The organism is Streptomyces sp. RKAG293 (assembly GCF_023701745.1).
Classification (GTDB): Bacteria; Actinomycetota; Actinomycetes; order Streptomycetales; family Streptomycetaceae; genus Actinacidiphila.
The window spans coordinates 3,996,080-4,021,984 of record NZ_JAJOZB010000001.1; the positions used below are offsets into that span (position 1 = coordinate 3,996,080).

Annotated in this window: 24 protein-coding genes and 1 pseudogene; 11 read left to right on the forward strand and 14 right to left on the reverse strand. The window is 71.4% G+C overall.

Annotated features, from left to right (window positions below):
- Positions 1-94 precede the first annotated feature (94 nt).
- From LNW72_RS17545 to galU, 5 genes are all read right to left on the reverse strand, one after another.
- The gene (locus tag LNW72_RS17545) at positions 95-715 is read right to left on the reverse strand and encodes a GNAT family N-acetyltransferase (RefSeq protein WP_250980197.1); all 621 of its coding nucleotides are present in this window, start codon (positions 713-715) and stop codon (positions 95-97) included.
- Positions 712-1,218, reverse strand: a complete 507-nt coding sequence (locus LNW72_RS17550; RefSeq protein ID WP_250976287.1) for a MogA/MoaB family molybdenum cofactor biosynthesis protein — start codon at positions 1,216-1,218, stop codon at positions 712-714. Before LNW72_RS17550 ends, LNW72_RS17545 begins: the two co-directional genes overlap by 4 nt.
- Positions 1,215-1,697: a cyclic pyranopterin monophosphate synthase MoaC gene (gene moaC, locus LNW72_RS17555; RefSeq protein WP_138354735.1), complete on the reverse strand. Its 483-nt coding sequence runs from the start codon at positions 1,695-1,697 to the stop codon at positions 1,215-1,217. The genes LNW72_RS17550 and moaC overlap by 4 nt, the downstream gene beginning before the upstream one ends.
- Before the next feature lie 168 nt (positions 1,698-1,865).
- Positions 1,866-3,149, reverse strand: coding sequence for a gephyrin-like molybdotransferase Glp (gene glp / locus LNW72_RS17560; RefSeq protein ID WP_250976288.1), 1,284 nt, complete (start codon positions 3,147-3,149; stop codon positions 1,866-1,868).
- A 5-nt stretch (positions 3,150-3,154) separates the two neighbouring features.
- A complete protein-coding gene (gene galU, locus LNW72_RS17565; RefSeq protein ID WP_250976289.1) occupies positions 3,155-4,063 on the reverse strand; it encodes a UTP--glucose-1-phosphate uridylyltransferase GalU in 909 nt (302 codons plus the stop codon).
- Positions 4,064-4,144: 81 nt separating this feature from the next.
- On the opposite strand from galU, the gene LNW72_RS17570 reads away from it, so the two are divergent.
- Positions 4,145-4,738, forward strand: a complete 594-nt coding sequence (locus LNW72_RS17570; protein ID WP_250976290.1) for a 5-formyltetrahydrofolate cyclo-ligase — start codon at positions 4,145-4,147, stop codon at positions 4,736-4,738.
- Positions 4,739-4,745: 7 nt separating this feature from the next.
- Here LNW72_RS17570 and LNW72_RS17575 read toward each other — a convergent pair whose 3' ends face one another.
- Complete coding sequence (locus LNW72_RS17575; RefSeq protein WP_250976291.1) at positions 4,746-7,448, reverse strand: penicillin acylase family protein; 2,703 nt, start codon at positions 7,446-7,448, stop codon at positions 4,746-4,748.
- Positions 7,449-7,663: 215 nt separating this feature from the next.
- On the opposite strand from LNW72_RS17575, the gene LNW72_RS17580 reads away from it, so the two are divergent.
- From LNW72_RS17580 to mscL, 6 genes are all read left to right on the forward strand, one after another.
- Complete coding sequence (locus tag LNW72_RS17580) at positions 7,664-9,121, forward strand: potassium/proton antiporter (protein ID WP_250976292.1); 1,458 nt, start codon at positions 7,664-7,666, stop codon at positions 9,119-9,121.
- A 279-nt stretch (positions 9,122-9,400) separates the two neighbouring features.
- The gene (locus LNW72_RS17585) at positions 9,401-10,696 is read left to right on the forward strand and encodes an MFS transporter (RefSeq protein ID WP_250976293.1); all 1,296 of its coding nucleotides are present in this window, start codon (positions 9,401-9,403) and stop codon (positions 10,694-10,696) included.
- 66 nt (positions 10,697-10,762) lie between these two features.
- Positions 10,763-11,077, forward strand: coding sequence for an FmdB family zinc ribbon protein (locus LNW72_RS17590; RefSeq protein WP_138354742.1), 315 nt, complete (start codon positions 10,763-10,765; stop codon positions 11,075-11,077).
- Positions 11,078-11,204: 127 nt separating this feature from the next.
- Entirely contained in the window at positions 11,205-12,053 is an 849-nt protein-coding gene (locus LNW72_RS17595) for an S-methyl-5'-thioadenosine phosphorylase (protein WP_250976294.1), read from the forward strand.
- A gap of 376 nt (positions 12,054-12,429) precedes the next feature.
- Positions 12,430-12,957, forward strand: coding sequence for a hypothetical protein (locus LNW72_RS17600; RefSeq protein ID WP_250976295.1), 528 nt, complete (start codon positions 12,430-12,432; stop codon positions 12,955-12,957).
- A 102-nt stretch (positions 12,958-13,059) separates the two neighbouring features.
- The gene (mscL, locus tag LNW72_RS17605) at positions 13,060-13,515 is read left to right on the forward strand and encodes a large conductance mechanosensitive channel protein MscL (RefSeq protein ID WP_250976296.1); all 456 of its coding nucleotides are present in this window, start codon (positions 13,060-13,062) and stop codon (positions 13,513-13,515) included.
- Between the two features lie 10 nt (positions 13,516-13,525).
- Here the strand turns inward: mscL and LNW72_RS17610 are convergent, their stop codons facing one another.
- Together LNW72_RS17610 and LNW72_RS17615 are read right to left on the reverse strand one after the other, a co-directional pair.
- Positions 13,526-13,738 (reverse strand): hypothetical protein, encoded by a 213-nt coding sequence (locus LNW72_RS17610; RefSeq protein ID WP_250976297.1) that lies wholly within the window; start codon positions 13,736-13,738, stop codon positions 13,526-13,528.
- A 78-nt stretch (positions 13,739-13,816) separates the two neighbouring features.
- A pseudogene (locus tag LNW72_RS17615) lies at positions 13,817-14,173 on the reverse strand (hypothetical protein).
- A 125-nt stretch (positions 14,174-14,298) separates the two neighbouring features.
- On the opposite strand from LNW72_RS17615, the gene LNW72_RS17620 reads away from it, so the two are divergent.
- Complete coding sequence (locus LNW72_RS17620; protein ID WP_250976298.1) at positions 14,299-15,474, forward strand: PLP-dependent cysteine synthase family protein; 1,176 nt, start codon at positions 14,299-14,301, stop codon at positions 15,472-15,474.
- 21 nt (positions 15,475-15,495) lie between these two features.
- Here LNW72_RS17620 and LNW72_RS17625 read toward each other — a convergent pair whose 3' ends face one another.
- Positions 15,496-15,951 (reverse strand): group III truncated hemoglobin, encoded by a 456-nt coding sequence (locus LNW72_RS17625; RefSeq protein ID WP_250976299.1) that lies wholly within the window; start codon positions 15,949-15,951, stop codon positions 15,496-15,498.
- A gap of 109 nt (positions 15,952-16,060) precedes the next feature.
- Between LNW72_RS17625 and LNW72_RS17630 the strand changes: the two genes are divergently transcribed.
- Positions 16,061-17,236 (forward strand): low temperature requirement protein A, encoded by a 1,176-nt coding sequence (locus LNW72_RS17630; RefSeq protein WP_250976300.1) that lies wholly within the window; start codon positions 16,061-16,063, stop codon positions 17,234-17,236.
- A 50-nt stretch (positions 17,237-17,286) separates the two neighbouring features.
- Here LNW72_RS17630 and LNW72_RS17635 read toward each other — a convergent pair whose 3' ends face one another.
- The 5 genes from LNW72_RS17635 to LNW72_RS17655 form a co-directional block, all read right to left on the reverse strand.
- A complete protein-coding gene (locus LNW72_RS17635) occupies positions 17,287-18,072 on the reverse strand; it encodes a VIT family protein (RefSeq protein ID WP_250976301.1) in 786 nt (261 codons plus the stop codon).
- A gap of 35 nt (positions 18,073-18,107) precedes the next feature.
- Positions 18,108-20,129, reverse strand: a complete 2,022-nt coding sequence (locus LNW72_RS17640) for a fructose-specific PTS transporter subunit EIIC (RefSeq protein ID WP_250976302.1) — start codon at positions 20,127-20,129, stop codon at positions 18,108-18,110.
- A 175-nt stretch (positions 20,130-20,304) separates the two neighbouring features.
- Complete coding sequence (gene pfkB / locus LNW72_RS17645) at positions 20,305-21,249, reverse strand: 1-phosphofructokinase (protein WP_250976303.1); 945 nt, start codon at positions 21,247-21,249, stop codon at positions 20,305-20,307.
- Complete coding sequence (locus tag LNW72_RS17650) at positions 21,246-22,007, reverse strand: DeoR/GlpR family DNA-binding transcription regulator (protein ID WP_250980198.1); 762 nt, start codon at positions 22,005-22,007, stop codon at positions 21,246-21,248. The genes pfkB and LNW72_RS17650 overlap by 4 nt, the downstream gene beginning before the upstream one ends.
- Positions 22,008-22,280: 273 nt before the next feature.
- Complete coding sequence (locus LNW72_RS17655; protein WP_138354754.1) at positions 22,281-23,276, reverse strand: RNA polymerase sigma factor RpoD/SigA; 996 nt, start codon at positions 23,274-23,276, stop codon at positions 22,281-22,283.
- A 554-nt stretch (positions 23,277-23,830) separates the two neighbouring features.
- On the opposite strand from LNW72_RS17655, the gene LNW72_RS17660 reads away from it, so the two are divergent.
- A complete protein-coding gene (locus LNW72_RS17660; RefSeq protein WP_250976304.1) occupies positions 23,831-24,955 on the forward strand; it encodes a questin oxidase family protein in 1,125 nt (374 codons plus the stop codon).
- A gap of 177 nt (positions 24,956-25,132) precedes the next feature.
- Complete coding sequence (locus tag LNW72_RS17665; RefSeq protein ID WP_250980492.1) at positions 25,133-25,759, forward strand: hypothetical protein; 627 nt, start codon at positions 25,133-25,135, stop codon at positions 25,757-25,759.
- Positions 25,760-25,905 lie beyond the last annotated feature (146 nt).

The window sequence follows — 25,905 nt, forward strand, 5'->3', positions numbered from 1 at the left end:
AGACACGCCATACGCAATTCCGCACGGTGTGTCGCACGATCTGGCTGATATGCCGAGATTTTTTTGTGATTGGGTTCATTTTCGAACGTTTATCTTATTTCTGTGGCGTTCCCGGCCTGGCCTGGCGCCATCGGTTGAGCAGCCCCTCCGGCACTTCCTCGGCCGTCAACGCGAACACCAAGTGGTCACGCCACGCACCGTCGATGTGGAGATAGCGCGGGCGCGGACCCTCTTCGCGAAATCCGAGTTTTTCCACCACCCGTCGGCTGGGGGTGTTCTCCGGCCGGATGCACACCTCGACGCGGTGCAGCCCGACATGGCGGAAACAGTGGTCGACGGCGAGCGCGACGGAGGTCGGCATGACACCGCGTCCGGCGACCGACTGGTCGACCCAGTAACCGACATGGGCGGAGCACATCGAGCCCCAGGTGATGCCGGCGACGGTCAACTGACCGGCCAGCCGCCCCTGGTACTCGATGACGAAGGGCAGCATGCGGCCCGCGTTCGCCTCCGAGCGCAGGTGGCGCACCATCTGACGGTACGTGGGGCGCTGGACGACATGGCCGGGCGGCGCGGGCGGCACGGTGGCCTCCCAGGGCCGCAGCCAGTCGCGGTTGCGGCGGTTGACCTCGCGCCAGGAGCGCTGGTCGCGCATCCGGATCGGGCGGAGGGTGATGTCACCGTCCACCAGCTCGGCCGGCCAGGACGCGTTCAGCTCGCCCCTCTTTTCTGGCCGGTGGGCCCGGATTGCGGGTGGTCGCCGCCGCGGATCTGGTCGACGGCGTGGACGAGGAGCGGGGCGAGCACGTCCAGGCCGTCCTTGACGCCACCGGTCGAGCCCGGAAGGTTCACCACCAGGGTGCCGCCGGCGACGCCCGCGATGCCGCGGGAGAGCACCGCGGTGGGCACCTTCTCCCGGCCGGCGGCCCGGATCGCCTCGGCGATGCCGGGGATCTCGTAGTCCAGCACGTCGCGGGTGACCTCGGGCGTGCGGTCGGTGGGCGAGATCCCGGTCCCACCGGTGGTCACGACCACGTCGTAGGAGGCCGCCACGGCGTCGCGCAGGGCCTGGCCGACGGGCTCCCCGTCCGGGACCACCCGCGGGCCGTCGGTCTCGAAGCCGAGGGCCCGCAGCGCCGCGACGATCAGCGGTCCGCCGCGGTCCTCGTAGACGCCCGCGGCGGCGCGGTTCGACGCGGTGACCGCCAGCGCCCTCATGGCCGCTGCCAGTCGCCGGACTTGCCGCCGGTCTTCGTCTCGACCCGGACGTCGGTGATGACGGCGGCCTTGTCCACGGCCTTGACCATGTCGATGACGGTCAGGGCCGCGACGGTGACGGCGGTCAGCGCCTCCATCTCGACCCCGGTGCGGTCGGTGGTCCGCACGGTCGCGGCGATCTCCACGGCCTCGTCGGTGACGGCGAGGTCGAGCGTCACCCCGGACAGCGCGAGCGGATGGCAGAGCGGGATCAGGTCCGGCGTCCGCTTGGCGCCCATGATGCCCGCGATGCGCGCGGTGGCGAGGGCGTCGCCCTTGGGAACGCCCTCACCGCGCAGCAGCTCGATCACGCGCGGGGCGACGAGTACCCGGCCGGTGGCACGGGCCGTACGGGCGGTGACGTCCTTGCCGGAGACGTCCACCATCCGGGCCGCACCGGCCTCGTCGATGTGGGTGAGGTGCTCTTGCGCGCTGCTCATCGTTCTCCCGGTCCGGTCCTCTGGGCAGCCACCGTACCGGGAGGGCGGATCAAAAGGGCCGCAGGGCCTGCATCGGGAGGGCCCGGTCAGCACCGCACCGGACTTCGGTCAGCACCGCACGGGACTCAGGTCGGCACCGCACGGGACTCAGGTCGGCACCGCACGGGACTAATCCAGCCGGATCACGTCGACCTCCGTGCCCTTGTCCACGGAGGTGGTGTCCTCCGGGACGACGATCAGCGCGTTGGCGTGCGCGAGCGACCTGACCAGGTGGGACGCGGAGCCGCCGACGGGGGTCACCGTGCCGTTCGCGTACCTGCCGCGGAGGAACTGGCGCTTGCCCTCGGGCGACGACTCGATCGCGGTGTCGCAGAGCGCGCGCACGACCTCGCGGTGAACGGCTCCGGCACCCATCAGCGTGCGGATCGCGGGGCGTACGAAGAGCTCGAAGGAGACATACGCGCTGACCGGGTTGCCGGGCAGGGCCAGCAGCGGGATGCGGTCGGGGCCGATCCGGCCGAAGCCCTGGGGCTTGCCGGGCTGCATGGCGAGCTTGCGGAAGTCGACACGGCTCTCGTCGTCCTCGATCGAGGCGAGCGCCTCCTTGACGACGTCGTACGCGCCGACGCTCACCCCACCACTGGTGACGATGATGTCGGCCCGGATGAGCTGGTCCTCGATGGTGGCACGCAGTGTCTCGACGTCATCGGCGACGGCGCCCACCCGGTACGCGATGGCGCCCGCGTCCCGCGCGGCGGCGGTCAGCGCGAAGCTGTTGGAGTCATGGATCCGGCCGGGGCGGAGCTCCTCGCCGGGCTGTACGAGCTCGCTGCCGGTCGACAGCACCACGACGCGGGGGCGCGGGCGCACCCGGACGCTGCCGCGGCCGATGGCGGCGAGCAGACCGATCTGCGGCGGGCCGAGGATCGTGCCGGCGGCGAGCGCCAGCTCCCCCGCCGCGACGTCGCTGCCGCGGGCCCGGACGTACTGGCGCGCCTCGACGGGACGGTGCACCCGGACCTCGCCGCCGGCGCCGGCCGGGTCGGAGCTGTGCGACCGCATGGTGGTGGCCGGTCCACCGCCGGTGCCGGCGTCGGTCCACTCCACGGGGACGACGGCCTCCGCGCCGGGCGGCAGCGGGGCGCCGGTCATGATGCGGGCGGCCTGGCCGGGGCCGACGGTCGGCAGGTGGTCGCTGCCCGCCGCGACATCGCCGATGACGGTGAGGACCGCCGGGTGCGCGTCGGTGGCCCCGTCCGTGTCCGCGGTGCGGACCGCGTAGCCGTCCATCGAGCTGTTGTCGAAGGGCGGCAGTGCGACGGGGACGGTGACGTCCTCGACGAGGACGCAGCCCTGGGCGTCGAGGAGTTGCAGCTCGATCGATTCCAGCGGGGACAACTGCCCGAGGATGTTGTCGAGGTGCTCGGAGACAGACCAGATTCGGTCAGCCACGGTGCTCAATCTTGCATCTCCTCGGTCACGTACGAGCGGAGCCAGGTCCGGAAGTCCGGGCCCAGGTCTTCACGTTCGCACGCGAGTCTGACAATGGCCCGCAGATAGTCGGCGCGGTCGCCGGTGTCGTAGCGGCGGCCGGTGAAGACCACGCCGTGGACCGGGCCGCCGTCGTCGTCGCGGTGGGACATCTCCCGGAGCGCGTCGGTGAGCTGGATCTCGCCGCCGCGGCCGGGCGGCGTCTTCTTGATCGCGTCGAACACCGCCGGGTCCAGTACGTAGCGGCCGATGATCGCGTACGAGGACGGTGCCTCGCCGGCGGCGGGCTTCTCGACCAGGTCCGTCACCCGCACCACGTCGTCCTCGGCGGTGGGCGCGACCGCCGCGCAGCCGTAGAGGTGGATCTGGGCCGGGTCGACCTCCATCAGCGCGATGACGCTGCCGCCGAACCGCTCCTGGATGTCGATCATGCGCGACAGCAGCGGGTCCCGCGGGTCGATCAGGTCGTCGCCCAGCAGTACCGCGAAGGGCTGGTCGCCCACGTGCGGCTCCGCGCACAGCACCGCGTGCCCCAGACCCTTCGGGTCCCCCTGCCGCACGTAGTGCATCGTGGCCAGGTCGCTGGACTCCCGCACCCGCGCCAGCCGCGACTCGTCGCCCTTGCGGGTCAGCGCCTCTTCGAGCTCGTAGTTCCGGTCGAAGTGGTCCTCCAGGGCGCGCTTGTTCCGCCCTGTGATCATCAGCACATCGCTGAGGTTCGCCGCCCGCGCCTCCTCCACCACGTACTGGATCGCCGGCTTGTCGACGACCGGCAGCATCTCCTTGGGCGTGGCCTTGGTCGCCGGCAGAAACCGGGTGCCGAGTCCCGCCGCCGGGATGACGGCCTTGGTGATCCGAGTACGTGCTTGAGTCATGCCGTGCACCATAACCGCTGCGCGTGAGGTGAAGATGAAGATCCGGTTGATAACGGCTGATAGGCGGCGGTAGTGCGGGGTATGAGCGACGACCACGGCACCAAGGCGGCGCTGCGCACCGAGTTGCTGCGCGTGCGGCGCGGACTGACGCCGCAGGAGCGTACGACGGCGGCCCGCTCGCTGGCCGACCGGGTGGCTGACCTGCCCGAGGTCCGGGCGGCGGGCACCGTCGCCGGCTATGTGTCGATGGGCACGGAGCCCGGCACCCGCGACCTGATCGACGCGCTGCGCGCCGCCGGCACCCGCGTACTGCTTCCCGTACTGATGGCCGATAACGACCTGGACTGGGCGGAGTACGAGGGATCGGGGGCGCTGGAGCGCACGGACCGGGGGCTGTTCGAGCCGACCGGCCCGCGCCTGGGACCCGACGCGGTGACGCGGGCCCGGGTGGTGCTGCTGCCGGGGCTCGCGGTGGACGGGCGCGGGCTGCGGCTGGGCCGCGGCGGTGGCTCGTACGACCGCGTGCTGGCGCGGCTGGAGCGGGCGGGCGGGCGGCCGTCCCTGATGGTGCTGCTGTACGCGAACGAGGTGGTCGCGCGGGTCCCGAGGGAACCGCACGACCACCCCGTGCACCTCGCGGTGACCCCCGGGGGGATCCACCGCTTCACCCCCTGAAAGGGGGTTACGGCGTCAGCGCCATCTTGTCGTCCGTCGCGCCGTCCACCTTGGGTCTGGAGAAGACCCACGGCAGGAGTTCGCCCTTCGCCCACAGCGCCGTCTGGTCGGAGTAGTGCGCGTTGTACGCGTGCCCCGAGGCGCCGGTGAGGTTGATCCAGCGGGACTTGTCGAAGTCGTCGAGGTTGACGATCATGCGCATCGACGGCACCCAGACGACGTCGTAGCCGCCGGCCGCGTTCCAGCCGGTCGCGTTGACGGCCGCCTCGCCGCCGCCGAGCTGCCACGGGCCGCGGTTGAGCAGCCACCTCACCACCGCGGGGCCGCCGGTGCCCAGGGTCTGGTTCTTGAGCTCCAGCTTGTGCAGCCGGCCCCAGCTCCAGGTGTCGATGTCCTTGCCGAGCTTGGCGGTCAGCTCGTACCGCGCGTCCTGCATCGCCTGCCGGAGCAGCTGGTCGCGCGTGGTGTGCGCGGACGGCGCGGAGGTCTTGTCGAAGAACGCGGTCGGCGACATCGTCCACCAGGCGTTCGTCTCGTCCGGAAGGATCTTGCGGACCACCTCGAACCAGCGGTCGCCGCCGTCCGGCTGCGCCTGGTCGGCGGCGCGCTCACCGCACTCGTTGACCGTCTCGCTCTTGCCGTTGAGGTCGTCGACCGGGCCCGACTGGTCGACGGCCGGGACGCGCAGGCACTGGTCCTCGGGGCGCAGCTCCTTGGGCAGCTTGTTGCCGAAGGCGAGCTTGAGGGTGTTGCGCCAGACGGCGTTGAAGTAGGCGGCCGCCGCGGAGTCGGCGTCCTGGTTGAAGTCCCAGCCCTCCAGCAGCTGCTGGGCGTCGCGGACGTAGGAGTCCTTGACGTCGACCTTGAGCAGATACGGCACCAGCAGCTTCGCGATCTCGCTGCTGCTGTCGGACTGCATGGACTGCATGTCGTCCATGGAGACCTTGCCGCCGTCCTTGATCTTGGACGCGATGAGGTCGTTGATGCGCTGGCTGCGGGCGCCGTAGCCCCAGTCCTTGGTCAGCATGGGGCCGTACTTGTCCTCGTCGATCACGGCCTGGTTGGCGGTGACGATGTAGCCGCGCTTGGGGTTGTACTCCCACGGCATGGACTTGAACGGGATGTAGTCGCTCCAGCGGTAGCGCGAGTCCCAGCCGGGCGCCGGGTAGCGGCCGTCGCCCTTGGTGCGGACCGGGATCTGGCCGGGCGCCTGGTAGCCGATGTTGCCCTGTTTGTCGGCATAGATCAGGTTCTGCGACGGGACCGCGAAGTCGGCCGCCGCGGCGCGGAACTGGGTGAAGTCCTGCGCCCTGTTGATCTCGAAGACCGCGTCCATGCTCTTGCCGGGGTCCAGCGCCGTCCACCGCAGGGCGACCGCGTAACCGCCGCTGCGGTCCGGGGCGGCGTCCTGGACGGGTGCGGTCTCACCGACCCTGAGCAGTTCGTCGGCGCGGTCGGAGATCACCGGACCGTTGTTGGTGCTGCGCACGACGATCTCGCGGTCGCCGCCGCCCGCGACCTTGATGGTCTCCTTGCGCGTGGCGAACGGCACCTGCCTGCCGTCGTAGAGGTAGCTGCCCGCGGTGACCTTCTCCAGGTAGAGGTCGGTCACATCGGCGCCGAGGTTGGTCATCCCCCAGGCGATGTTCTGGTTGTGGCCGATGACGACACCGGGCATTCCGGAGAACGTGTAGCCGGCCACGTCGAACGGGCAGGCCGTGCCGACGCTGCGGCAGTGCAGCCCCATCTGGTACCAGAGGGACGGCATCTGCGGTGCCAGGTGCGGGTCGTTGGCCAGCATCGGCTTGCCGGTGGTCGTGTACGTGCCGGAGACGACCCAGGAGTTGGAGCCGATGCCGTTGCCGGACGGGCCGAGCAGGTTGGGCATCTGGTCGATGATCTCGGAGAGCCCGGAGAGCTGGCTGTTCAGGGCGCTGGCGGCGATCGGGGTGCCCCCGGCGCCGGCCGGCGTGTACTTCTTGGTGATCGGGTCGAGCTTGCCGCCGTCGACGATCGGCTGGTGCCGCTGGTACGGGTAGCCCGGGTAGAGCTGCTCGATCTGGCTGCTGTCGAGCCGGCTCGTCATCAGCGCCCGGTCGATCTCCTCCTGCATGTTGCCGCGCAGGTCCCACGCCATGGCCTTGAGCCAGGCGACGGAGTCGACCGGGGTCCACTGCTCGGGCTTGTAGTCGTTGGAGAACGACAGGGCCGCGTACTCGACGGACAGGCTCGCACCGCTGTGGTCCTTCAGATAGGCGTTGACGCCGTCCGAATAGGCCTGCAGGTACTTCTTGGTGGTCGCGTCGAGCTTGGTGTCGTACTCCTTCTGCGCGATGTCGCGCCAGCCGAGAGTGCGCAGGAACGCGTCGGTCTCGACCTGTCCCGAGCCGAACATCTCCGACAGCCGGCCCGAGGTGAGGTGGCGTCGGACGTCCATCTCGTAGAACCGGTCCTGCGCCTGGACGAAGCCCTGGGCCCGGAACAGGTCCTCGGAGGTGTCCGCGTAGATCTGCGGGATGCCGTTGCCGTCACGCTCCACGTCGACCGGCGAGGTCAGGCCTTTGAGTTTCAGCGATCCGGTGGTCTCGGGGAACGAGGCGCGCACGGTGCTGACGCTCCAGTACGACCCGTATCCGATGCCCCCCACCAGCAGGACCACGAACGCGATCACAAAGAGGCGAAGGCGGCGGGACTTCTTCTTGGCGGGCATCTCTGTCCTTCGAGGGGCAGGGTGGACCGGGTGCTCTTGGTGCTGGATTGGTGCTGGAGCAACCATAGGCGCAGCGCTCGGGGCACCCCTACGCGGAGTCATCGTTGACCGCGGAAGTTCAAGTACCGGTAAAATGTTAGGCAAGGCAATGAACTTCTCCCTGGCCTTCGAGGAAGGACCGCGCCCTGACTGTCCACCGTCTCAATGAACTCCTGTTGATCGGCGCCCTCGTGCTGCTCATCGCGGTGGTCGCCGTGCGACTGGCGTCGCGCAGCGGCTTGCCCACTCTGCTCATCTACCTCGGCATCGGCGTCGCGATCGGCCAGGACGGCCCGTTCGGCTTTACCTTCGACGACGTCCAACTGACCCAGGTCCTGGGATATGCGGCACTTGTGGTGATTCTTGCCGAAGGCGGACTCGGCACGAAGTGGCAGGAGATCAAACCGGTGGTGCCCGCCGCCGCGGTGCTCTCGACGTTCGGCCTCATGCTGAGCGTCTTCATCACGGCGGGCGCGGCCCACTATCTGGTGGGGCTGGACTGGCGGCAGGCGCTCATCATCGGAGCGGTGGTGTCGTCCACGGACGCGGCGGCGGTCTTCTCGGTACTGCGCAACGTGCCGCTGCCGAAACGAATCACCGGAGTGCTCGAAGCGGAATCCGGCTTCAACGACGCCCCGGTCGTCATCCTCGTGGTCGCCTTCTCCACGGCGGGACCCGTCGACCACTGGTACGTGCTCGTCGCGGAGATCGCCATGGAGCTGGCGATCGGCGCCGCGATCGGACTGGCGGTCGGCTGGCTCGGCGCCTACGCGCTGCGGCACATCGCCCTGCCCGCCTCCGGCCTCTACCCGATCGCGGTGATGGCCATCGCGGTCTTCGCCTACGCCGCCGGCGCGACGGCGCACGGTTCCGGATTCCTCGCCGTCTACATCGCCTCCCTGATACTGGGCAACGCGAAACTGCCGCACCGGCCGGCCACCCGGGGCTTCGCCGAAGGGCTCGGCTGGATCGCGCAGATCGGCCTCTTCGTCCTGCTCGGACTGCTCGTCACCCCGCACGAACTCGGCGACGACATCCTGCCCGCACTGGTCATCGGCCTGATCCTGACCGCGGTGGCCAGACCGCTGTCGGTCACCGCGAGCCTGGCGCCGTTCCGCATCCCCTGGCGGGAGCAGGCGTTGATGTCCTGGGCCGGGCTGCGCGGCGCCGTGCCCATCGTGCTGGCCACCATCCCGATGGTCGCGGGTGTGCCCAACAGCCGCCGGATATTCAACATCGTCTTCATCCTGGTGATCGTCTACACCCTGGTGCAGGGCCCGACGCTGCCGTGGCTGGCCCGGCGGCTGCGCCTCGGCGTCCGCGACGGTGCGGCCGATCTCGGCATCGAGTCGGCGCCGCTGGAACGGCTGCGCGGCCATCTGCTCTCGGTGTCCATCCCCGAGGAGTCCCGGATGCACGGCGTCGAGGTCAGCGAGCTGCGGCTGCCTGCCGGGGCGGCCGTCACCCTCGTCGTACGGGACGGGGCCAGCTTCGTACCGCTGCCGAACACGGTGCTGCGGCGCGGCGACGAACTGCTGGTCGTCGCCACCGACCCGGTGCGGGACGCGGCGGAGCGGCGGCTGCGCGCGATCGGGAAGGGCGGCAAGCTCGCGAACTGGCTGGGTGAGGGGTAGCGAGGGAGCCGGGGTGAGCGAGGGGGCCAGAGTGAACGAGGGGGCCGGGGTGAGCGAGGTCTCAGGGGGAATCGGGTGACACTCGGAGCGAATGGCACTGAGTGCCGCTAAGCTGGGCCGGTACGTCTTGACCACGTACGTGTTGAGTACACAGACCTCTGTCTGACGCAGAGCTGGCGCGACGGGACGACCACAGTCGTCACGTGTCTTGCGCGAGCGGACAGTTCTCGGCGCCATCCGTGACGGATGCCGCTACCAGACAGCACAAAGGACCAAGCCGTGGCATCCACGGTGAACCAGCCGGACAGCCCCGCCACCAAGCGGCCCGGTTACGGACAACTCCTGCGCACACCCCGCGCCTGGACGTTCCTGCTGCCCGGGTTCGCGGCCCGGCAGCCCTTCGCGATGCTCACCATCGGCATCGTGCTGCTCGTCCAGAACACCACCGGCTCGTACGGCACGGCCGGTGCCGTGGCCGCGGTGACCGGTGTCTCCATGGCGATCTTCGCCCCGCAGAACGGCAAGCTCGCCGACCGTTTCGGACAGAGCGCCGTCCTGCTGCCGGGTGTCTTCGTGCACACGGCCTCCGTCGTCCTGCTGACCGTGCTGGCCCTGTCGCACGCCCCCATGTGGGCGCTGTTCGCGGCCGCCGTGCCGGCCGGCGCCTCGGTGCCGCAGATCGGCCCCATGGTGCGGGCGCGCTGGGCGGCCAAGCTGGACGGCTCGCCTCTGATGTCGACCGCCGCGGCCTTCGAGTCCGTGACGGACGAGTTCACCTTCGTCATCGGCCCGGTGCTGGCCACCGCGCTGTGCACGGGAGTGCACCCGGCGGCCGGCCTGATCGCCGAGGCCACCCTCACCCTGGTCGGCGGGCTGTTCTTCGCCGCCCAGCGCAGCACCGCCCCGGCACCCAGCAGGACCGTCGACGGCGTCCGTGCTAAGCAGACCTCGGCGCTGACCATCCCGGGCGTCAGGGCGCTGGCCGTGGCCTTCCTCGGCATCGGCGCGGTCTTCGGCGGCATGCAGGTCGGCCTGACGTCCTTCACCGAGGAGATCGGCCGCCAGGGCATCGCGGGACTGCTGTACGGCACCTTCGCGGCGGGCAACATGCTGGCCGGAGTCGTCTGCGGTGCCATCGCCTGGCGCCGCAGCCCGCAGGGCCGGCTGCTGATCGCGTACGCGGCGCTGGCGCTGGCCTGTTCCGCGCTGTGGGCCGTGCACTCGGTGCCGCTGCTCGGCGCGCTCGGCCTGCTCATCGGGCTGTGCATCGCCCCCGCCCTGATCACCGGCTACACCCTGGTCGAATCCCTGGTGCCGGCCACCTCCCGCACCGAGGCCTTCACCTGGCTGACCGGCTCGGTCGCGCTCGGCCAGGCCATCGCGGTCACGGCCGCGGGCCAGCTGGCCGACCGGGTCAGCGCGAGCGCCGCCTTCGTGGTGCCGCTGGCCGGTACGGCGCTGGCACTGGCCACCCTCGTGGCGCTGCGCAAGCGGCTCAAACCACGCTCCGAGGGACGGATCGTCCAGGCTTCGACACGTGGGATGAGTCACCGCGTGCCGGTCACGGTGGACTGACGCGGCGGAATGCTGCACTATTGAATGTCGTTAGCACTCATCGAGTGAGAGTGCCAGGAGGATCAAGTGCCGACGTACCAGTACCAGTGCACCGAGTGCGGCGAGGGCCTCGAGGCGGTGCAGAAGTTCAGCGATGACGCTCTGACCGTTTGCCCGACCTGCAGCGGACGCCTGCGCAAGATCTTCTCGGCGGTCGGGGTCGTGTTCAAGGGTTCCGGTTTCTACCGGACCGACAGCCGTGGCTCGTCCTCGGCGAGCACCCCCGCGGCCAAGAGCAGCTCGGATGCGAAGCCTTCGACGACGTCCGCGCCGTCCTCGGCATCGTCCGGCAGCTCCTCATCCGGTTCGAGCAGCTCTTCCAGCGGGTCTTCCGCAGCCTGATCGCTGTGCACGTGTGAGCCCGCGAGCGAGTCGCAAGGCGGTCGCAAGGCTTACGCGTCGATGACGGACCCCGCCGATCCAGTCGGCGGGGTCCTCGTCGTATCCGGCCGCCGTTAGGGTGATCCGCATGGTGGAGATGAGCGGTGCGCGAGCCGATATCGGCGTCATTGGCGGGTCCGGTTTCTACTCGTTCCTCGAGGATGTGACCGAGATCACGGTCGAGACCCCCTACGGTCCGCCGAGCGACTCGCTCTTCCTCGGCGAGGTCGCCGGCCGGCGGGTGGCGTTCCTGCCACGGCACGGCCGCAAGCACCACTTGCCGCCGCACAAAATCAACTACCGGGCCAACCTGTGGGCGCTGCGCTCGGTCGGCGCGCGCCAGGTGCTCGGTCCGTGCGCGGTGGGCGGCCTGCGCGCGGAGTTCGGCCCCGGCACCCTGCTGGTCCCCGACCAGCTCGTGGACCGCACGAAGTCGCGCGTCCAGACGTACTTCGACGGTGAGGTGCTGCCGGACGGCGGGCAGCCGAACGTCGTGCACGTCTCGCTGGCCGACCCGTACTGCCCGGTGGGCCGCCGGGTCGCGGTGGACACCGCGCGGGCGGGCGGCTGGGACGCGGTGGACGGCGGGACGCTCGTCGTCGTCGAGGGGCCCCGGTTCTCGACCCGGGCCGAGTCCCGGTGGCATGCGGCGCAGGGCTGGTCGGTGGTCGGCATGACGGGGCACCCCGAGGCGATCCTCGCGCGGGAACTCGGGCTCTGCTACACGTCCCTGACGCTGGTGACGGACCTGGACGCGGGCGCCGAGACGGGCGAGGGGGTCTCCCACGAGGAGGTCCTGGAGGTCTTCGCGGCGAACGTCGGCCGGATGCGGACCGTGCTGTTCGACGTGGTCGGCGGGCTGCCGCCGATCGCGGAGCGGAACTGCCTGTGCGTGGACCCGTGGGGCGGGCAGGACCCGGGGATCACGCTGCCGTAGGGCAGTGGGTTCGGGGGTCTGTGGGCTCGCGGATCTGAGGGTTCGGAGGTTCGGGGGTTCGCGGATCTGTGGGTTCGCGGATCTGTGGGCTCGCGGATCTGTGGGCTCGCGGGTCCGCGGGTTCGGTGTTTTCACTCGCGCGGGTGACGGAGTTTTCCACAACCGGTGAGTAATCCACAGGCCCGAGGGGGCCGTCGGCGGAGTGCGGGATCGTAGGGATCTCAGTCGCAGAGATCCTTACGAGGCGGTGGTCGCCGTGCCCGCATTTCCCAGTCCCGCTCCTTCTCCCGTTCCTTCTCCCGTTCCTTCTCCCTCCCCTTCTCCCTCCCCTTCTCCCAGCCCCGCTCCCCCGTCCTACGCGCTCCCGCGCTGCGTCGTGCCGTCCTTCCAGCCGATCCGGGCCGGCGGCGGGCGCGGGCGGATCCGGCTGTGGACGCCGGTGCACCGCAGGCGGCGGGCCGTGGCCGCGGGGCTGGCGATGGCCGCCGCCGCGCTGGCGGCCTCCGCCCCGCGCGCGGACTCCCAACCACCGCGCGGTGAACCACGGGTACCCCCGGCGGCGGCTGCCGCACAGGACGCCCGGGGTGCGCGGGCCATGGCGCCCGGTCGCGATACGACGGCGGCTCAGGACGTGCGCGCCGCCCCGGACACGGTGCGGGCGCCGGTGCGGATCGCGGACGCGGCGGCGGTGCGGCTGCTGCGGCCCGGCGACCGGGTGGACGTGCTGGCCGCCGACCGGGTGGTGGCCGTGGCGGCGCCGGTGGTGTCCGTGCCGGCGGACGGCGGCGAGACGGCCGGCCGGACCGGTGAGGGCGCGCTGATCGTGCTGGCGGTGCCGCGCCGGACGGCTGCCGTGATCATCGGCGCGGCGGCGTCAACTCCCCTGGCGGTGACGCTGTGTTGACTCACTCTTTCGTGTGTACGGATTGGACACCTAACTCCCGTGATGCCTTAGGTTGCGGGACTTGCTGTGCCATCACCTGTGCGCGGGGAAAGAGAGAATGCAATGAGCGACGAGAAGACCGGGGTCCTGGGCGGCTTCAAGGAATTCCTGATGCGCGGGAATGTGATCGACCTGGCCGTCGCCGTCGTCATCGGTGCCGCGTTCACGAGTGTCGTGAGTTCCGTGGTCAAGGGCGTCATCAATCCCCTGGTCGGTGCGTTCGGCACCAAGGATCTGGAGCACTACCGGTCGTGCCTCAAGGGCCCGTGCGTGGTGAACGACGCGGGCGACGCGGTGAGCGGGATTCCGATCCTGTGGGGCTCGGTGCTCAGCGCGGTCCTCACCTTCCTGATCACCGCCGCCGTGGTCTATTTCCTGATGGTGCTGCCGATGTCCCGCTACCTGGCGAAGAAGGCGGCGCGGGCCCGGCAGGAGGCCGTGGTGCACGCGGAGGCGGAGGCCGCCGAGGTGGCGCTGCTGCGCGAGATCCGCGACGTCATGGTGTCCCAGCGCAGCTGAGCCACCGGGATCAGATGTGGTGCGGGGGCTTCTCGTCGAGGAAGCGGGCGAGATCGTCGCTCCCGCCGCCGGACGGGCGCTCGCCCCAGCCCCCGTCGGTGTCGTCGGACGACTGCCGGCTGAGCGGGTCGTCGAAGACCAGCGCGGCGGCGGGGTCGCGGCGCGGCTTCCCGGGCCGTGCTGCGGGCCGGGGGTCGGACTCGGGTTCGGGAGCGGTGCTCATGCCTCCAGGGTACGGCCGCGGGCCTGCGGGACGGCTCCGCGTCCGCACGGGCACCGGGCCGCCCCGCGCGGGCCCGCGTCATCGGTCCTTCGGGTCCAGCAGCCAGATGGCGAGCACCACCAGGAAGGACACCCCGAGGAAGCCGGCGCACCACCAGGCGATGGACGTGTCGCCCTGCATTCATTCGTCGACGGCGACGGACAGCGCCCACAGCTGGCCGATGACGACCGTGATCGCCAGCGCCAGCCGGGCGGAGAGCTTGGCGGAGCGTTCCGGGTCCTGGTCGGTGCCGGCACCGGGGCCGGGACCGGTGTGGCGCACCCGGGGGTCGCCGTAGCCGCTGGTCGGGCGGATCTGGGGGTAGCGCTCGCGCACCGGCCGGTTCAGCCGCGGCTGGTCGCTGCCGGGATGGTCGGGCGGCGGGGTGTCCGTCATACGCGTCGGCCACCTGACCGTTCCGCGAAGGTCACCGGCCGCGGCGGTCCAACGGCCCCCCAAGCGTCAGCGGGGAGAAACCCCAAGCGCCGGTTTGGGACACCCCTGCCGCTATACCTGGGGCCATGGAACTCGACATCGACCGGCGCGACCCGGTGTACCGGAACTGGCTCAAGGACGCCGTCGGCAAGGTGCAGGCCGACGCCAACCGGTCCGCCGACACCCATCTGCTGTCGGTGCCGCTGCCGGCCGAGTGGGGCATCGACCTGTATCTGAAGGACGAGTCGACGCACCCGACCGGCTCGCTCAAGCACCGGCTGGCCCGCTCGCTGTTCCTGTACGGGCTGTGCAACGGCTGGATCCGCCCCGGGAAGCCGGTCATCGAGGCGTCCAGCGGCTCGACGGCGGTCTCCGAGGCGTACTTCGCGAAGCTGATCGGAGTGCCGTTCATCGCCGTCATGGCGAAGAGCACCGTGCGCTCCAAGATCGACCTGATCGAGTTCCACGGCGGCCGGTGTCATCTCGTCGACGACCCCTGCGAGGTCTACGAGGTGGCGGTGCGGCTCGCGGCCGAATCGGGCGGCCACTACATGGACCAGTTCACGTACGCCGAGCGCGCCACCGACTGGCGCGGCAACAACAACATCGCCGACTCGATCTTCCGGCAGCTGGCGCTGGAGCGGCACCCCGTCCCGGCCTGGATCGTCGCGACCGCGGGCACCGGCGGAACGTCCGCCACCATCGCCCGCTTCGTGCACTACACCCAGCAGGACACCGGGGTCTGTGTCGCCGACCCGGAGAACTCCGCGTTCTTCCCCAGCTGGCAGTCGGACGACCCGGACGTCGTCACCGACCGCGGCTCCCGCATCGAGGGCATCGGGCGCCAGCGCGTGGAGCCGAGCTTCGTCCCCGGGGCGATCGACCGCATGATGCGGGTGCCGGACGCCGCGTCCGTCGCCAGTATCCGGGTGCTGGAACGACTGCTGGGACGTAAGGCCGGCGCCTCCACCGGCACCGGTCTGTGGGCCGCCTTCCGGATCATCTCCGACATGCGGGCGGCCGGTGAACAGGGCAGCGTGGTGGGCCTGTTGTGCGACCCGGGCGAGCGGTACCTGGAGAAGTACTACTCGGACGAGTGGCTGGCCGCGCAGGGCATCGACATCGCCCCGTTCAGCGCGCGCATCGAGCACTTCCTCACGACGGGCGAACTCAGCACGGCCGTGCCCGGCACCGCCACGCCCGTCAGAGGAGCCGTGCCCTTCAGCGAGCCCGCGGCCGTCAGTGAGCCCGCTGCCGTGTGACGCTCAGGGGACCCGGCGCCGTCAGGCCTCCGTGCGGAGCCGCACGGCGGCGAGCGGTACGAAGCCGGGGCCGCCGGACCCATCGGTCGAGGCGTCGGCTCCCGCCAGCCGGCGCAGCATCGACAGCGCTATCCGTTCGCCCTGCGCCTTGGCGTGATCCGCGTTGGGGCCCGCGTACAGCCCGTCGACGGAGGCGCGCCACAGCTGGACCCAGCGGCCGAAGTGCTCGGCGGTCATCGGCCGGGTGTCGTGCAGGGCGGCGTGCGGAGCGAAGGCGTTGCCGCCGTACTCGGCCGTCCGGAGCAGGGCGCGTTCCCAGAAGTCGGTGATCCTGGGGAGGTGGTCCTCGAGGTCCAGGCCCGCGATCTCGGTGAAGTACGGGCCGATCAGCCGGTCGGCGAGCGCCGCCTCGTAGAAGCGGCGCAGCAGGGTGCCGAGGTCGGCGCGGTCGGCGATGTCGGGCTTGGCAGTGACCATGGTCCTTCCAGGGTCCGTGGGGGGCGGACCGGCCGCCAGGGCCGAAAGACCCGGATACGGCAGCGTGCCATGGTGTTCCTCGCGCGGGTTCTGGCGCAAGGTGGCCTCCATGAGCAACCCCGCCGGCGCCGCGTTCCGCCGTATGACCGCCCGCAGCCGTGACGAGACGCACCGGGCGTCGACCCCGCTCGAGCTCTTCTTCGACCTCTGCTTCGTGGTCGCCGTCGCCCAGGCGGGCGCCCGGCTGGTGCACGCGCTGGCGGCGGGCCATCCCGGCAACGGGGTTGTCGGCTATCTGCTGGTGTTCTTCGGCATCTGGTGGGCCTGGATGAACTTCTCCTGGTTCGCCTCCGCCTACGACACGGACGATGTGCTGTACCGGATCACCACACTGGTGCAGATCACCGGCGTCCTCATCTTCGCCGCGGGCGTGCCGCGCGCCTTCGACGACAACGACTGGACGATCACGGTGATCGGCTATTCGGTGATGCGGCTGGCGCTGGCCTCGCAGTGGCTGCGGGCCGCGCACGGCGAGACCGGCGACGCGCGCGGCTGCGCGCTCCGTTACGCGTTCGGCGTCACCGTCTGCCAGTTCGGGTGGATCGGGCTGCTCTTCCTGCCCGACGGGGCGAAGGTGTGGGCGTTCCTCGGCCTGATCGTCGTCGAGCTGTCCGTGCCGCTGTTCGCCGAGCGCCGCCACCAGACGTCCTGGCACCCGCAGCACATCGCGGAGCGGTACGGCCTGTTCACCATCATCGTGCTCGGCGAATCGATCGCGGCGGCGACCGTCGCCGTGCAGTCCGCGCTCGACGAGCACGAGGCGGTGGCCGAGCTGCTGCCCATCGCGGGCGGCGGGCTGCTGATCGTCTTCGCGGCCTGGTGGATCTACTTCGCCGTGCCCATCGAGGAGCACCTGGTCTCCAACCGCGAGGCGATCCCCTGGGGTTACGGCCACTACATCGTGTTCGTCTCCGCCGCGGCGATCGGCGCCGGCCTGGAAGTGGCCGTGGAGCAGAGCGTCGGGAAGGCGGAGATCTCGGTGCGGGCCGCCTCCGCCGCGGTGACCGTGCCGACCGCCGTCCTGTTCTTCACCGTCTGGCTGCTGCACTCCCGGCACTACAAGAGGGGCATCGCACAGCAACTCGTCCTGCCGGTGGCCTCGTTGCTGGTCCTGGCCTGCACATTCGGCGGGGAATCGGCGGTGCTGCTGGCCGGGGTGGTGTCGGCGCTGACCGTCGCGGTCGGGGTCGGGCTGGCGCGGCGCGGCGTCTCCCCTCAGGTCTGAGCGTTCCGAGCGGTCCAGGTGTGAGGGTCCTCGCCAGGGGTCTCATCGCATCAGAGGCCCGTGGCGCCGAGCAGTGATCCGGCCGCGTATGTGACGGCCATCGCCGCCGCCCCGCCCGCCATGTTCCGCAGGACGGCGGGGCGGGTCGGCGCGCTGCCCAGCCGCGCGCTCTCCCAGCCGCACAGCGCGAGCGCGATCAGCACCGCCACCACCGTGACGGACAGCCGCAGCGGCGGGGGCAGCAGCACGATCGCCAGCAGCGGCAGCAGCGCCCCGGCGGTGAACGCGGCGAAGCTCGCGGCCGCCGCGTGCCACGGGTTGGTCAGTTCGTCGGGGTTGATGCCGAGCTCGACCCGGGCGTGCGCGCCGAGCGCGTCGCGTTCGGTGAGCTGCTCGGCGACCTCGCGGGCGAGGTCCCGGGTCAGCCCGCGGTCCTCCAGCAGACCGGTGAGCTCGGCGAGTTCCGCCTTCGGCTCGGTGGCCAGCTCCTCGCGCTCCATGGCCAGGGCGGCCTGCTCGGAGTCGCGCTGGGTGCTGACCGAGACGTACTCCCCCGCCGCCATCGACAGGGATCCGGCCAGCAGTCCGGCCAGCCCGGCGGTCAGGATCGCGGAACGGGAGTCGGTGGCCCCCGCCACGCCGACGACGATCCCGGCCGTCGACACGACTCCGTCGTTGGCGCCCAGCACCCCCGCCCGCAGCCAGTTCAGCCGGCTCGCGAGCCCGCCCTCGTGGTGCGGTTCACCGTGCTCCGACGGTTCGCCGTGCTCCGACGGTTCACCGTTGCCGTTCTGTCCACCGCTGTCCCGCCCACCGCTCTGTTCGCCGTCGCTCATGCCGCGAGGGTCTCATTCGCGGTGGCCGCGGGCGGTCAGGCCGCGACCGGTGTCCTGGCGGCGTCCGGCACCGGCAGTGCCGCCTCGGGGGCGGCGGGCCTGCGCAGCCCCTTCAGCAGGACGACGAGGGCCGCGGTGACGACCGTGCCCGCCGCGACGGCGACCAGGTACAGCCATGGGTTGCCGATCAGCGGCACCACGAAGATGCCGCCGTGCGGGGCGCGCAGGGTGCAGCCGAAGGCCATCGACAGGGCGCCGGTGACCGCGCCGCCGACCATCGCCGACGGGATGACCCGCAGCGGGTCGGCCGCGGCGAACGGAATCGCGCCCTCGGTGATGAACGAAGCGCCCAGCACCCAGGCCGCCTTGCCGTTCTCGCGTTCTGTACGGGTGAAGAGCCGCCCCCGGACGGTCGTCGCCAGCGCCAGGCCCAGCGGCGGCACCATGCCCGCCGCCATCACGCACGCCATGACCTTCAGGCTGCCGTCGTTCGGGTCGGCGAGACCGCCGACGGCGAAGGCGTACGCGACCTTGTTCAGCGGACCGCCCATGTCGAAGCACATCATCAGGCCGAGGACGACGCCGAGGATGATCGCGTTCGAGCCCGTCAGGCCGTTCAGCCAGTCGGTGAGCTGCTTCTGCAGCCAGGTGATCGGCTTGCCGACCACCAGGAACATCAGGAAGCCCACCACCGCCGAGGAGATCAGCGGGATCACCACCACCGGCATGATGCCGCGCAGCACCGGTGGGATCGCGATCCGCTGGATCGCCATGACGACGGTGCCCGCGAGCAGACCGGCGACCAGGCCGCCGAGGAAGCCGGCGTTGATCGTCAGCGCGATGGCACCGCCGACGATGCCGGGGACCAGCCCCGGCCGGTCCACCATCCCGAACGCGATGTATCCGGCCAGGATCGGTACGAGGAACGTGAACGCGGTGTCGCCGATCTGGAAGAGCAGTGCCGCCCAGCTCGCGCCCTCGCTCCAGATGAAGTGCTCCGTCACGGAGGGCGCGGCGTTGATCTCGTACCCGCCGATCGCGAAGGCGAGCGCGATCAGCAGCCCGCCGGCGGCGACGAACGGCACCATGTAACTGACGCCGGTCATCAGCCACTTGCGCAGCCGCGTGCCGAAGCCTTCACCGGACTCGTCGGCGGTCGCTCCGGCCTCTCCCCGGTCCGCCGGGTGGGCCGTGGCCGTCACCTCGCCGCGTTCCGCCTTGCCGCGCGCCTCGGCGATGAGCTCCGGCGCGCGGCTGATGCCCGCCTTCACTCCGACGTCCACCGTCGGCTTCCCCGCGAAGCGCTCCTTGTCGCGGACCTCCACGTCATGGGCGAGGATCACCGCGTCCGCGGCCTCGATCGCCGCCTTCGGCAGCTTCTTGAAGCCGGCCGAGCCCTGGGTCTCCACGGTGATCTCCACACCGGCGTCCCGGGCGGCGTTCTCCAGGGACTCCGCCGCCATGTACGTGTGCGCGATGCCCGTCGGGCACGACGTCACCGCCACGACGCGGAACGTCCGCTCCTGCGGAACGCCTTCGGCCGCGGGCGCTATGGTCTCCGCTTCCGGGCTCACGCGTTCCGCAGTCTCCGGCTCCGCGGTCGCGGGCTCCGCCACCGGCTCGCCCGCGATCAGGGCCGCGGCCGTCGCCGGGTCGTCGGCCGTGCGCAGGGCCGCGGTGAACTCCGGGTCCATGAGGCGGCGGGCGAGGGCCGACAGGATCGTCAGGTGGTCGGTGTCGGCACCGGCCGGTGCCGCGATGAGGAAGACGAGGTCGGCGGGGCCGTCCGGGGCGCCGAAGTCGATACCGGTGGCGCTGCGGCCGAACGCGAAGGTCGGCTCGGCGACATGCGCGCTGCGGCAGTGCGGGATCCCGATGCCGCCGTCGAGACCGGTCGGCATCTGGGCCTCGCGCGCGGCCACATCCGCGAGGAAACCCTCCAGATCGGTGACGCGTCCGGCGGCCACCATCCGCTCGGCGAGCGAACGTGCCGCCGCTTCCTTGCTGTCGGCGGCCAGGTCGAGATCGACCAGCTCCGCGGTGATCATGGCACTCATCGCGCGGCTCCATTGCTCGCGTCCCCGCCCGGCGGGCGGAACGGACTGTGGGTGGATCGGGGTGCTGCGGCCACCGGGCCGGTCGGCTGCCCGGCGCCCGCCATACGGACGCCCGTCATGCAGGCGTCCGTGATGCAGGCGCCCGCCATGCCGGCGCCCGTCACGCACGCGCCCCTCATGCCGGTTCCCGCAGCAGGCGGGAGAAAGGGACGTCCGCGGTCACGGTGACCGCCGACGGGTCGAGATCCGCCGGGGCCGGCATGACGCTGCCCGGCAGTTGCACCGCGGCCGCCCCGTGGGCGACGGCCGAGGCGAGGGCGGCCTCCCCGTCGCCGCCCGCGGCGAGGAACCCCGCCAACGAGGCGTCCCCGGCCCCGACGTTGCTCCGTACCGCCGCGACCCGCGCCTGCCCGAAGTACGTGCCGGAGTCGTCGACGAGCAGTTGGCCGTCCGCGCCGAGGCTGGCGAGTACCGCCCGCGCGCCCAGGGCGCGCAGTTCTCCCGCCGCCTTCACCACGTCACCGACCGTCGTGAGCGATCGGCCGACGGCGGCGGCCAGTTCCCCGGCGTTGGGCTTGACGACGTCGGGGCGCATCGCGAGCGCGGCGAGCAGCGAGGGCCCCGAGGTGTCGAGCGCGACGCGGGCTCCGGCCCGGTGCGCGCGGGCGACGAGTTCGGCGTACCACTCGGGCGGCAGCCCGCGCGGGAGGCTGCCGCAACAGGCGATCCAGCGGGCGTCGGCGGACCGGGTGCCGACCGCGTCCAGCAGTGCCTCGGCCTCGGTGGTGGTGAGCGTGGGCCCGGCCGCGTTGAGCTTGGTCAGGGTGCCGTCCGGCTCGGCGACCGAGACGTTGACCCGGGTCGAGCCGGCGATGCCGACTCCCGCGACCTCGATGCCCTGCTCCTCCAGCAGCCGGCCGAGCAGCGCACCTTCGGGACCGCCGATCGGCAGCACGGCGACGGTGCGCCGCCCGGCGGCGGCCACCGCGCGCGACACGTTGACGCCCTTGCCGCCGGGGTCGACCCGGTCGGCGGTGGCCCGCAGCACGGCTCCGCGTTCGAGCACGGGGATCTCGTACGTACGGTCCAGGCTCGGATTCGGCGTGACGGTCACGATCATGCGCGTACTACTTCCGTGCCCGCGCTCTCGATCGCGCGGGCTGCTTCGGGGCTGAGTCCCTGGTCGGTGATGAGCAGGTCGACATGGGAGAGGTCTCCGAAGCGTGCGAAGTTCCGTTGTCCATACTTCGAGGAGTCGGCGAGTAGCACGACGCGCCGCGCGGCGGCGATCATCGCCCGCTTCACGGCGGCTTCGGCGAGGTCGGGGGTGGTGAGGCCGCCGTCGGCGGAGAAGCCGTTCGCGGCGAGGAAGAGCACGTCGGCGTGGATCTCGCTGTAGGCGCGCAGCGCCCACGCGTCCACCGCGGCGCGGGTGCGGTGCCGGAGCCGGCCGCCGACGAGGTGGAGGGTGAGGTCCGGGTACTCCGACAGGCGTGCGGCGATGGGCAGGGCGTGCGTCACGACGGTGAGCCGCGAGTCGAGCGGAAGGACGGCGGCGAGCCGGGCCGCGGTGCTGCCTGCGTCGATGACGACGCTGCCCTCGGCGGGCAGTTCGGCCAGCGCGGCGCGGGCGATCCGGTCCTTCTCGTCGGCGGCCGTCGCCTCGCGCTCGGCGAGGTCGGGCTCGAAGTCGAGGCGCCCGGCCGGTATGGCCCCACCGTGCACGCGCTGGATCAGTCCGGCCCGGTCGAGCGCCTTGAGGTCGCGGCGGATCGTCTCCGGCGTGACGTCGAACTCCTCGGCCAACGAGGGGACGTCGACGCTTCCGAGCTCGCGGGCCCGCCGCAGGATCTCTTGCTGCCGCTCCGGGGCGTACATGTGGTTCTGTCTCCGCCTCATGTCCGAGTGTGTTGCTATGCCGTCACCGTACCCACGGTTCGACAGAAAGTAAACACAAGCAGGCATGCAGCAGATCCATTCGGACATGCACGGGCATCCACACACGGGGCGTCCACACACGGGAACGCCATGGCCAGGAGAGGGCCGATGGATCCCGCACCTGACCGGGTCCGGACATGGCCGAACCCCGGCGCGGGGGGGGTTGCGCCGAGGTTCGGGTCCAGGGGCGGCGGGGACGGACCCCGCCGCGGGTCAGGCGGCCTCGTACTCCAGGCCCGTGTCGCGGGCCATGCGCTTGAGGTCTGCCAGGGCGTGCTTCTCGATCTGCCGGATGCGCTCACGCGTCAGGCCGTGCTGCTTGCCGACCTCGGTCAGCGTCCGCTCGCGGCCGTCCTCAATACCGTACCGGGACCGGATGATCGAAGCCGTGCGTTCGTCGAGTCGGCCGATGAGCTCTTCGAGCTCCTCGCGGCGCAGCATGACGAGGACGGACTGCTCGGGAGAGGCGGCGGCGCCGTCCTCCACGAGATCCCCGAACTCGGTCTCGCCGTCCGCGTCCACCGACATGTTCAGGCTGACCGGGTCACGGGCCCAGTCGAGCACGTCATGCACGCGGGACGGCGTCGAGTCCAGCTCGGCGGCGATCTCCTCGTGCTCCGGGTCGCGCCCGTGCTCACGGTTGAACTCCCGCTGCACACGCCGGATCCGGCCCAGCTCCTCCACCAGATGGACGGGGAGCCGGATGGTGCGGGATTGGTCGGCGATGGAGCGCGTGATGGCCTGGCGGATCCACCAGGTCGCGTACGTGGAGAACTTGAAGCCCTTGGCGTAGTCGAACTTCTCGACGGCGCGCACCAGGCCCGCGTTCCCCTCCTGGATGAGGTCGAGCAGCGGGAGGCCGCTGCGCGGGTAGCGGCGGGCGACCGCTACGACGAGGCGCAGATTGGAGCGGATGAAGACGTCCTTGGCACGGTCGCCGATGGCGACCAGCGCCTCCAGCTCCTCGCGATCGGCACCGGCCCCGGCACCTTCGACGAGCTGGGAGTCACCGGAGAGTATGCGCTCGGCGTAGACGCCGGCCTCGATCTCACGGGACAGTTCGACTTCCTGCGCAGCGTCGAGCAGCGGAGTACGTGCGATCTCGTCGAGGTACATACCGACGAGGTCGCGGTCTGCGGCTTCCCCGCCAACGGCGCGGACGCTGCTGCTCCCGCCTGCGGAACGACGGGCGACGGCACGGGTTGCCATGCGTGCTCCCTTGCGAAGGTTCGGTCGGGTGTCGGTTGGAGCGGGACTCTTGATGCTGCCTCTCGGCTGCCCGCTCTGATCTGGATAACGACTGGAATCCGGACACAATTCCCATGTCGATCACTGATTTTCGCGATCTTGCAGTACCCTGTGCCGCCACACGGGGAGGCGAAGCGGTGCGGGTGGTCGGGAAGCCCAGGTCAGGGCCGGTCGCGGGGCGACCCGAGGCCCTCAGGGACCTCCACGGCCGCCGTGCCCGTGAGACGCCGCTCACATCCGCGGCCGGTGACAGGCGACCGGCATCCGGCACCGTCACCGGCATCCGGCACCGGAATCCACGGTCACTGTCCGCTGTCGGGTCCGCTGTCGGGTCCCGTGCCCCGGGCTTCGTCGCCCGTGGCTGCTCTCCTACCCACAAGACGGCCCGTACCGCTTATTGGTTGCCCAAACAGGCGAAGAAGCCCCGAACGGCCCTTGTCCCTCGTCCCTCGTCCCCGGGACCTAGGTCCTCAGCCCGTTACGCCCCACCACACCCCCGGCCTACGGTCGGCCCCATGGAACCCAGGCGCACCACCGACACGACCGGCGTACTCGACGAGGCCCTCCAGCGGCTGCACTCCACCGGCCCGGAATTCCACGGCTGGCTGACGAACCACGGCCCGATGGCCGTCGAGGCCCTGGTCCGGGGCGGCCACGCCGCCGACGTCCACCACTGGCTGGACTACTACCGCTCCAAACTGGAGGATCCGCCGCGCCCCACCGAGCCGATCACCGCCGGCGGCTGGCAGGAGGCGCTCGGCGATCCGCGCAGGACCGCCGACTGGACGGAGTACTTCGTCCGCGAGACCGGCGAGCGCCCGTGGCGTGACGTGCTGGCGCAGTGGTGGCCCCGGCTGCTCCCCGGGATCGCCGCCGGCGCCACCCACCCGGTGATCCGCGTCGGCCATGCCGTCCGCACCCTGCTCGCCGATGAGGCGGACAGCGTGGAGGGGAAGGCCGGGCGCCCGGTCCCGATCGCGACCGACGGACCCCGGCTCGCCGAACTCGCCCACGGGCTCGGTTACTGGGCGGCCCGCAGCCTCCCGACGCCCGGCCTCGCGCCGCTGTCCGGCCCGGCCGGCCCGGCCGAGGCCCTGGACGGCGTCCCGCCGATAGCCGGCCAGGGGTCGGGGTACCGCGAAGGCATCGCCCTGCTGGCCGGCACCCCCGGCTGGACGGCGGCCAGCGCGGCGCTCCGCGCGCCCGCCACCCCGGACGAGGCCCGGGACCTGCTCGCCGAGCTGGTCAGGGCGGCCACGTACCGCTACGCGGCCTACGGCCACCAGAGCCCGGTCATGCTGGTGCACTCCGCGACGGCGCCCAACGCCGTGCTGCGCACCCTCCCCGCACTGCCGTCCGAGCTGTGGGTGCCGAGCCTGGGCGCGGCCTGGGCGGCGAGCGCGGCCGTGACCGCGCTCTACTCGCCGGCCGCGCCCACCCCCGCCGCCGAACTGCCGAAGCCGCCGGCCGGATCCGTGGCCGAGGCCTCCGAGGAGCTCTTCGCGCGGGCGGCCCGGCACGGTGACGAGCACACGGTGAAGTTCGCCGACACCGCGGTCGACGTGGCCGCGGCCACCGGCAGTACGGACGCCCTGGTGGCAGCCGTCCGAGCGACCGAGCTGATCGAGCCCGCTCTGTAGCGCGGGTCCGGCAGGGACGTCCGAACCGGTGTCGGAACCGGTGTCGGAACCGGTGTCCGGGCCTGGAGCGCGGGCGTGGCGGGGGTGTCCGGAGTCCGCTCCGGGCGCCCCCGCCTTCGTCTACGCTCGACGGCGCCAAGCGCTCGCGCCCGATCAGCTGAACGGAAGCCACTCACCATGCTCGTACGCCGCCTCCTGATCGGATCGGCCGTCCTGGCCGGCACCGTCACCCTGGCCGCCTGCGGTTCCGGGGACGGCGGCACGAAGCCCACCTCTCCCGCTTCCGCCCCGGCCACCACCAGCGCCACCGCTCCCGCTCCGGTTCCCGTCACCGGCGGCGCCCCCTGGCCCGCGCCCACCGACGCCTCCGCCCGCGCCAAGGTGGCGGGGCTGCCGATGCTGGGCGCCGAGGGCCAGGTGCTGCACATCCACAGCCACGTGGACGTCCTGGTCAACGGCCGGTCCCTGGTGGTGCCCGCCGACATCGGCATCGACCTGGAGCAGCAGAAGATCAGCCCGCTGCACACGCACGACACCACCGGAATCGTCCACATCGAGTCGCCGGTGCAGGCGGACTTCACCCTCGGCCAGTTCATGACCGAGTGGAACGTGCAGCTCACCAAGGACCGGCTCGGCCCCCTGAAGACCGGCGGCGGCAAGGAGCTGCACGTCTACGTCAACGGCAAGGAGCAGAGCGGCGATCCGGCCGCCATCAAGCTCACCGCGCACGCGGAGATCGCCATCGTCTACGGCAAGCCCGGCACGGAGGTGCCGTCCAGCTACGCCTTCCCGGCGGGGGTCTGACCTGACCTGAACCGAACTGAACGGCCGACACAGGAAGGGCCCCGCCGCCGGATTTCCGGCGACGGGGCCCTTCCTGGTTCCGCGTACTGACTTACTGCGTACTGACTTGCCGCGTACTACTGACCACTACTTACTACGAGTGGATC